The organism is Flavobacterium sp. UGB4466 (assembly GCF_903469665.1).
In the GTDB taxonomy this organism is placed as follows: Bacteria; Bacteroidota; Bacteroidia; order Flavobacteriales; family Flavobacteriaceae; genus Flavobacterium; species Flavobacterium lipolyticum.
Genome location: NZ_CAGKLC010000156.1, coordinates 1 through 7,085, shown reverse-complemented (window position 1 = coordinate 7,085; position 7,085 = coordinate 1). Strand labels below are relative to the sequence as shown.

5 protein-coding genes are annotated in these 7,085 nt (G+C 35.9%); 3 read left to right on the top strand and 2 right to left on the bottom strand.

The annotated features are described in order from the left end of the window. Nucleotides 1–194: 194 nt before the first annotated feature. The gene (locus JO950_RS20700) at nt 195–1,049 is read right to left on the bottom strand and encodes a S1 RNA-binding domain-containing protein (protein WP_202704339.1); all 855 of its coding nucleotides are present in this window, start codon (nt 1,047–1,049) and stop codon (nt 195–197) included. A gap of 167 nt (nt 1,050–1,216) precedes the next feature. On the opposite strand from JO950_RS20700, the gene JO950_RS20695 reads away from it, so the two are divergent. Continuing rightward, entirely contained in the window at nt 1,217–2,566 is a 1,350-nt protein-coding gene (locus tag JO950_RS20695; protein ID WP_202704338.1) for a M28 family metallopeptidase, read from the top strand. A gap of 520 nt (nt 2,567–3,086) precedes the next feature. On the opposite strand, the gene menD is transcribed toward JO950_RS20695, so the two are convergent. After that, a complete protein-coding gene (menD, locus tag JO950_RS20690; protein WP_202704337.1) occupies nt 3,087–4,751 on the bottom strand; it encodes a 2-succinyl-5-enolpyruvyl-6-hydroxy-3-cyclohexene-1-carboxylic-acid synthase in 1,665 nt (554 codons plus the stop codon). 179 nt (nt 4,752–4,930) lie between these two features. Here menD and JO950_RS20685 point away from each other — a divergent pair, with 179 nt between their 5' ends. Continuing rightward, the gene (locus JO950_RS20685; RefSeq protein WP_202704336.1) at nt 4,931–6,109 is read left to right on the top strand and encodes a thioredoxin family protein; all 1,179 of its coding nucleotides are present in this window, start codon (nt 4,931–4,933) and stop codon (nt 6,107–6,109) included. Nucleotides 6,110–6,194: 85 nt separating this feature from the next. Continuing rightward, nucleotides 6,195–6,692 carry a GNAT family N-acetyltransferase gene (locus JO950_RS20680; protein ID WP_202704335.1) on the top strand — a complete coding sequence of 166 codons (498 nt, stop codon included), beginning with the start codon at nt 6,195–6,197 and terminating at the stop codon, nt 6,690–6,692. The last annotated feature ends 393 nt before the right edge of the window (nt 6,693–7,085 follow it).

Genomic DNA, 7,085 nt, shown 5'->3' with positions numbered 1-7,085 from the left:
AAATAATTCATTTTTTAATCGTCCTTCGACATTCTTCTATTGAATCTTTGCATAAATTGTCTCTTATGATGAAAACTATTTTTTCTTCATACTCTACTCTGTCTGCTTTTTCCAGAAAGTAAAACTTAAAAAAAAATCCAAATTTCAATACTAGTATTGAAATTTGGATTTTAGAATTTAATGAATCGGAATTTTTACTCTTTTACCAGATAAATCCCGTCTTCTTTAATTTCGATAAGTTTTTCTTTATACAAAGCTCCAACAGCCTTTTTAAACGTTTTTTTACTCATTTTCAGTACCGTTTTGATATCTTCCGGATGCGAATTATCATTTAAACGTAAAAAACCTCGATTGGCTCTTAATTCGTCCAAAATCTTTTCTGCATTAGGTTCAATACTTTGATATCCTTGCACTTGTAATGCAACGTCGATTTTATTATCAGGACGGATATTTTTAATGTAACCGCGCATTCTGTCCCCGGTTCTGATGGCGTCATCATACACCTCGTCTTTGTACAGCAATCCTTTGTGTTTCTCGTTAATGATCACATTGATTCCTATTTCGGTGATATGAGACACAATTAATTCTACTTCCTCCCCTTTTTCAACGGTCAGATGCTCATTGCTCAAAAACTGATTGGTTTTACTTGAAGCTACCAGACGATTTGTTTTTTCATCCATGTACAAATACACCAAGTAACGTTTTCCCTTCTCCATAGGACGGGCCTGTTCTTTGAACGGAACAAGAATATCCTTTTCCATTCCCCAATCCATGAAAGCACCTACGTTATTAATGTAATTTACTCTTAACAGCGCAAATTCATTCAACAGGATGTAAGGCTCTAAAGTGGTCGCCACCGGACGCTGTTCGTGGTCCAAATAAACAAAAACGATTAATTCTTCACCAATTTCAAACTCGTTCGGAACGTATTTGTTGGGTAATAAAATATCGTGAATTCCTTCAGGGTCTTTTTCAGGATTTCCTAAAAACAAGCCAACTTTGGTATCACGAAGTATAGTAAGGGTATTGTATTTTCCTATTTCAATCATATGCTAAAAATTCTAAGCTGTTAAACAGCTAAGTTTCGAGCTGCAAATGTACGAAGTTTGAAAATGGTAATCCTAAAAATGTTTCTAATTAAAAAAAAGGCAGTTGCATCTTATTCTAATTTATTCCTTTTGGTTACATTTGAGAACCTATAATTAATCCAAAACCAATGAAAAAGACCATTTTCTATTCTATTTTTACCTTCTTATTTTTTACTCATATTTCTACTTCACAGATTACAGAAGATCCTGAAATCAAAAAAATGATTGGTGAAATCAAAGCCGAAAATCTGGAAGCTACGATTCATAAATTAGTTTCGTTCGGTACCAGACACACCCTCAGCGACACTAAAAATAAAACCAAAGGCATTGGTGCGGCGCAACAATGGGTGAAATCTGAGTTTGATAAATTTGCTTTGGAATCTGGCGGAAGACTTACTTCTAAAATCGATTATTTTGACGTAAAAGCTGATGGGAAACGAATTGCCAAAGACAGTCAGCTTGGAAACGTTATGGCAACTTTAAAAGGTACCAATCCAAACGATAACCGTGTTCTTATCATCAGCGGACATCTGGATTCCAGGGTTTCGGATGTGATGAATGTCAAATCTGATGCTCCCGGTGCCAATGATGACGGTTCCGGTGTTGCGGCCGTCATCGAACTGGCCAAAGTAATGAGTAAAAGATCATTTCCTGCCACTATAATTTTTGTCGCTGTAACTGGTGAAGAACAAGGTCTTTATGGTGCCCGCCATCTGGCTGAATTAGCCAAAGCAGCCAACTGGAATATTGTAGCGATGCTCAATAACGATATGATTGGAAATAGTCTCTCAAGCGGTACAAATTTAAGAGATAACACTCAAATCAGAGTATTTAGCGAGACCATTCCATTTACAGAAACTGAAGAAGAAGCCAAGATGCGCAAAGCAACAAACCGCGATAACGATAGTCCGTCACGATTATTGGCACGTTACATTAAAACAGCTACAGAGCAGTATGTAGATCAATTAAAAGTGAAATTAGTATATAGAAACGATCGTTTTCTTCGTGGCGGAGATCATACTCCTTTCAGTCAAAACGGCTTTACTGCTGTTCGTTTCTGCGAAATGAATGAAAATTTCAATCATCAGCATCAGGATTTAAGAACTGAAAATGGTATCCAATACGGTGATCTTCCGGAATTCATGGATTTTGACTATTTGAGAAAAAATACTTGTTCGAACCTGGCAACACTGGCTAATTTAGCCTGGTCACCAAAAGCACCTTTAAACGTGGGGATCGAAGTAAAAGAACTTTCCAATTCTTCTACCTTAGCCTGGACTGCGCCTGAAGGACAAATTCCTTTTGGTTACCAGATTTTAATGAGAGAAACTTCATCGTCTCATTGGGAGAAAACTTTTTTTGTGAAAGAAACCAAGGCCGAAATTCCCTATTCTAAAGACAATTACTTTTTTGCCGTACAAAGTGTTGATGCTTTAGGACATGCAAGTTTACCGGTATTTCCGGTTCCGATTCGTTAATTTCTCTTACTATTATAAAACAAAAAAGACGCAAAGAATAAAAATAATCTTTGCGTCTTTTGTAATTTATAAGGCTGAAAGCCTGAAAGTACAAGCATAGTGTAATGCACTATGTATAAATTAAACAAGAAATATCGCCCTGAAAGGGCAAAAGCAAACAAATCGGAGCATACATTTTAATACCTCCCTTTGTCTTTTAGAATACCATCCGGAATACGATAGATTGTCTTTCTTTGAATTTGGGCTTTTGCCCTTTCAGGGCGAAAATGATCGCCTTCATAATTCATAGTGCTTCTCACTATGCTCTGGCTAAAGCTCTTTCAGAACAATAGTTTTGGAATAACTAATTCTGTAGCTTACAAGTTTTGGACAAATCTTTTTTCATAGAAAATTCTTGATGATTCACAAAACTTTGAGGTATTACAAAAATAACCCTATCATCTTTAAATATTTTTTTGAATTAAGAGAACAATCATTATTCAAACTACTCCACAACTTTCCGTATTGCCCTATTTTCAACTTAAACCAACTCTTTAAAATACTGCTTTAAAACAATATCATTCTCAGATGTTGGCGTGAATACTTCCAAAATACAAGGAGCGTCGTTTATAGCATAAAGCGACTTAATACCTCCCGTTAAAGATTCTTCATCTGTGGCTGTAAAATAAGGCATCTTATACATTTTAGCCAAATGTTCGGCTGTCAAATGATGTGACGTTTCGAAATAGGTATTAAAAACCGGTTTTTCTTCATGGCCTGGAAGAATCCTAAAAATTCCTCCTCCTCCATTATTGATTAGAATAATTTTGAAGTTTTTAGGTATGTACGAATTCCACAAAGCATTGCTATCGTAAAGAAAGCTAATATCTCCGGTAATAAAAACGGTTTCTTTATCGTTTCCTACTGCTGCACCAATTGCTGTTGAGGTACTTCCGTCAATACCACTGGTTCCGCGGTTACAATAAACTTCGATTGAAGGATCAATCTCAATTAACTGTGCATATCGAATTGCTGAACTATTGCTAATTTGCAACTGACTGTTTTTAGGAAGTGACCCGATTACTTTTTCAAATACTTTAAAATCTGAGAAGGTAATTTTACGCAGATATTCTTCTTTTCTGATTTTTCTTAAATCGTAAATTTGATCAATTTTAGAAAAATAATCACTTGCTGCAAATTCTGTCTTTGGAAGCAGCACTTTGAAAAAAGCATCAGGTTCCATTACAAAATGCTTCGTTAAAGCACTAAAGGTATCATAAGCACGTAAAGTATCAATATGCCAGTGATGTTCGGGTTTGTATTTTCGCAAAAAGGCTTTAATACGTTTGGATACAATCATACCTCCAAAAGTGATTAACACCTCTGGCTCAAGATCTTTAAAATCAACATCATCAAATGGCGTAATTAAAGTATCGATACTGTTAATAAAACTTGGATGATGCAAATTTGAGGTAGTCTCTGTCAGTACTACAATTGAGGGATCTTTGGCGAAGTTTTCCAAAATTTCTTTATCGACAGAATTCGCTTCATTTATTCCTCCAATAAGAATTAATTTTCTTTTTGAAGTATTCCAAACAGAAACAACTTCTGCTTCGTTTTCTATAGTTGTTGTTCCGACAATTTCCTCTAAATGGGTAATTGCTGGTGCTACAGAAAGTTCGGAAACGGTTTCGTATAAGGGCTCTTCAAAAGGAGCATTAATATGAACAGGGCCTTTTTGAAGTATCGCTGCTTCTATGGCTTCGTTGATCTTTAAATCGTTTTCTACTGAAGCTTCTTCAGTCAGATTGGCATTATAAACTGAATGGTTCTGAAAAACATTCTCCTGACGAATGGTTTGCCCGTCTCCAATATCAATCTTACTTTGCGGGCGATCTGCCGAAATAACAATAAGTGGAATCTGACTGTAAAATGCTTCGGCTACAGCCGGATAATAGTTTAACAAGGCAGAGCCTGAAGTACAAACAACTGCGGTAGGCATTTTGGTTTGTTGTGCAATTCCCAATGCAAAAAAGGCGGCGCAGCGTTCGTCGGCAATACTATAACAGTTAAAATTAGGGTTTTGAGCAAATCCGATCGTTAGAGGAGCATTTCTTGATCCCGGAGAAATAATAATATTAGTGATTCCTTTGCCTGAACAAATTTCGATAATGCTTTGTGCAAGCGCTATTTTGGGGTAAATCATTCTTATGGTGTATTACTTTTTGAAAAGAGACTTACAGTTATAAAACTCTTTTTTTAACCTCACAAAGTTACAAACTTCGCATTGGATTTAACTTATAAATAGGAAGATATTAAAAGGAGTTTCCCGAAAAAGGGAATATATTTGTAAAACTGATTGTTTCTATCCAAAACAAACCGATTATGCGTTTCTTATATCTATTCTTTCTTTTTATATCCCTACAGACTACATCGGCTCAAAATCAATTTATTCCTGATGACATGCCTTATAATACCGCTCTGAACAATGCCAAAGCACAAGGAAAACCGGTTTTTCTAATGCTTTATGCCGATTGGTGTCCGCATTGTAATCTGATGAAAAAAGAAGTTTTTAGTGACCCTGCTGTGATCGATTTTCTAAAAAAGAATTATGTGTGTGTCTGGAAAAATATTGAAAAAGAAGAAGGAACTGCACTTAAGAATAAATTCAATACAAAATCGTTACCTTCCTTTTTGTTTATAGACCCTGCCACCGAAACCCTTTTATATGCTTTAAAAGGCGAATTAAAAAAAGAGGTTTTTATGACGGAAGTAAATAATGCCTTAAATCCGAAACTGCAATTGCCCTATCTGGAAAAAGAGTTTCTCGCTGATCCTTCTAATGTCGACAAATTTTTCAACTATCTGAATACGCTAAAAAAAGGAAAAGACCGTACTGACTTATCAATTCCAACACATATTTATCTCAATACACAATCTGACGCGCAATTAATTAGCGAAACCAACTGGCGAGTGATTGCCAATGGGGTTACCGATATCAAATCGAGGGAATTTCAGTATGTATTAAGTCATAACAAGGAATTTGCTGCTGTGGCCTCACAAAGTCGTATCGATCGTAAGACCGAAAGTATAATCACAGAATCACTTCGTCCGTATGTTGATAATTTAGACACTACCAACTATTACAAACAAAGAGAAATTGCAAAATCGATACGCTTGCAAAAAGTAGATTCGCTGGTTTTTAAATTTGACTTAACTCTGGCAGAACGAACCGAAAAATGGCAATTTTACAAGAAAGTTACACTCGAAAGCACCCAAAAGTTAGTCTGGAATGATGCCAGTTCTCTGAAAGATATCGGACAAACTTATTTAAAGCATATTTCGGATACCGAGAGTTTAAAAAAATCAATCGTATGGATAAAACATGCTATTGAACTGAATGATTCTTACGATGGAAATCTACTTTTGGCAAGGCTTTACCAAAAAATAAAAGATAAGAAACTGGCCTTGCAATATGCTAAGGATGCTAAAGAAATCTCCAAAGAAATGAATTGGAACCCCAAAGAAGTTGACGCTTTACTGAAAGAGCTAAACGCTAAATAATATTTTTTAGGAATCATCAGGCTGTTTCTTTAAAATAATTGCCAAGCAGTCGCACTCAAAAAACATCGCATATACCCAAAAAACTATGAGCCTAAACCTTAGACCGGCAACAACAAATGATTTAGAAAAGATTCTAAATATTGTAAACCATTCGATTCTGCACACCACCGCAAATTATAGTTATGAAATTCAGACTCTTGACGTTCAAACGAAATGGTTTGAAGATAAAAAAGCTAAAAATCTGCCCATAGTGATTGCCGAATTGGATGGCGAAGTAGTGGGATTTGGGAGTTACGGACAATTCCGTGAGAAAATCGGGTATCAATATACCGTAGAACATTCTGTATATGTAGTGGATACTGTTATCGGAAAAGGCATTGGATCTCAGTTACTGTCAGAGCTTATTCGTCTGGCTAAAGAACAGGGGTATCACGTTATGATTGGGGCAATTGATGCCGATAATGCCGGGAGTATTGCTTTTCACGAAAAATTTGGATTTGTCGCCACCGGAACCCTTCGCGAGGTGGGATATAAATTTGATCACTGGCTCGATTTGGTTTTTATGCAGTTAATATTGAAATAAACAGCTTTAGAAATACAAAATAAGAAACCCGCTAAAAAAATAGCGGGTTTTATTATTGATCTAACAAAAGCTAAAAGGAAAAGGGCTGAAAGCCCGAAAAGCAACAGCATAGTACGAAGTACTATGAGTTAGATTATAGGGTAGAATTGCCCTGAAAGGGCAAAAGCAATTTTCATTCCCTATAAATCTCAATAAAAACCGTTCACAACTCTTAGAGAATCTCATACAAAATATGCCGGATGCTTTTCTTTGCCATCAGGCTTTTGCCCTTTCAGGGCGTAACCCATAATTGCCATCATTATTCATAGTGCTTCGCACTATGCTATTGCTAAAGCTCTTTCAGAGCAAATGTTAATCTCATAGATCAGTTTTACAAAATCATCTCTTTCCTTT

Bases quoted from the DNA above. Each gene is read 5' to 3' on its own strand.
- JO950_RS20700 (WP_202704339.1), bottom strand. From the start codon at position 1,049: ATGATTGAAATAGGAAAATACAATACCCTTACTATACTTCGTGATACC.
- JO950_RS20695 (WP_202704338.1), top strand. From the start codon at position 1,217: ATGAAAAAGACCATTTTCTATTCTATTTTTACCTTCTTATTTTTTACT.
- menD (WP_202704337.1), bottom strand. From the start codon at position 4,751: ATGATTTACCCCAAAATAGCGCTTGCACAAAGCATTATCGAAATTTGT.
- JO950_RS20685 (WP_202704336.1), top strand. From the start codon at position 4,931: ATGCGTTTCTTATATCTATTCTTTCTTTTTATATCCCTACAGACTACA.
- JO950_RS20680 (WP_202704335.1), top strand. From the start codon at position 6,195: ATGAGCCTAAACCTTAGACCGGCAACAACAAATGATTTAGAAAAGATT.